Below are 1,178 nucleotides of genomic sequence, written 5' to 3' on the forward strand. Positions count from 1 at the left end.
CGCCCGATGTTTGTCGCTGCTGACCGCGTGTTCGATCACGTCGATGATGCGTTCGCCCACCTTCCACCGGCAGTGGCGAACGCGATCCTTGTAGCGTGGCAGGACCCCTCGCCGCGCACGGCGTCCATGGCCGATTTCGCCGTCGCGCTGCATGTCGGCGATCTCGACGCCCGGTCGCCGGAAGTGATGTCACTCTGGGTGATGCTGGAGCGGATCGCCGGGCGCGATCTCGGACAGCATCTTCTCGAACGACTTCGCGCGCTGAGTTCGTGACGCGACCTCTCGGCAGCGGATCGCCAAGGCGTAGATCGCGGGGGAGTGTCCGAGAGATGCGCGCCGGTGGCCGCTTCCGACCGGGCAGCAGCGTCAGGCCCACCTCGATGGCGCAGCTTGGAAGCCATAACCGTGGTAACGGCCTCCGTCCCGGATCGTTGGCGACATCATAGACTCAGCCTGAGATGCCTACCGGGTCGTGTCGGACGGTCCAGACCGCCTCCACGAGACCTGCGAGGGCGCGTCGGCATGCTCTGCTGCCGTCACCAGCATGGGGACGGTCCGCACGGCGCCGGAGCACCGGCAGGCACCGGCCAGACAGGGAAGCTGACGGTGGATGGCATCAGCGGCAGCGTCGGGACGCACCCGGCGATCCGGGAAAGTAGCGGGCTGGCGGATGCCGGGCATGCTGGGAAGACAGACTGCCCGACCGTCAGGTCGCCGCCGATGGCTCGGCCTTGATCGTCGGCAGCGTCTTCGACGCGAACCGCGACGGGCTCCGAATCGTGTCGGCCGGTTTGGACCGTCCCCCCGGCGATGCCGGGACGGTGGTGGAGGTCAGCGCGCCACCATGCTGAGGGCGGGAACGGCCCTGCCCCGGACACGTGCTGGACCGCTTGGACTCTGGCGCGCGGCGCGGCGGGGCTCGATCTGGTCTTCGCCGTCGCGAGAGTCACTCCAGAGTCCGCGCCTCCGCCGAACGGCCTTGGAAGGGCGGGCAGGTCAGTTCGGACGCTCCCGGGCGGCGAGCGCCCGGAAGACTTCATCTGGCCCGGGCGAACCGGGCGAAAGCCGAGGTAAAGGGCCGCTTTCAGGTGCTCCTTGCCTGCGACGGCCGGGCCGGATACAAAGACGCACCTCGTGCTGCGGGCGTAGTTCAGAGGTAGAACGTCAGCTTCCCAAGC

General features: G+C 68.6%; 1 protein-coding gene. It reads left to right on the forward strand.

Translation table 11 applies throughout. From position 1 onward, the window contains the following. A partial coding sequence (locus G3576_RS30970; protein WP_164698332.1) for a hypothetical protein occupies positions 1 to 273 on the forward strand: 273 nt, incomplete at its 5' end. Between the last annotated feature and the right edge of the window lie 905 nt (positions 274 to 1,178).

It is taken from the genome of Falsiroseomonas algicola, from assembly GCF_011040385.1.
In the GTDB taxonomy this organism is placed as follows: Bacteria; Pseudomonadota; Alphaproteobacteria; order Acetobacterales; family Acetobacteraceae; genus Falsiroseomonas; species Falsiroseomonas algicola.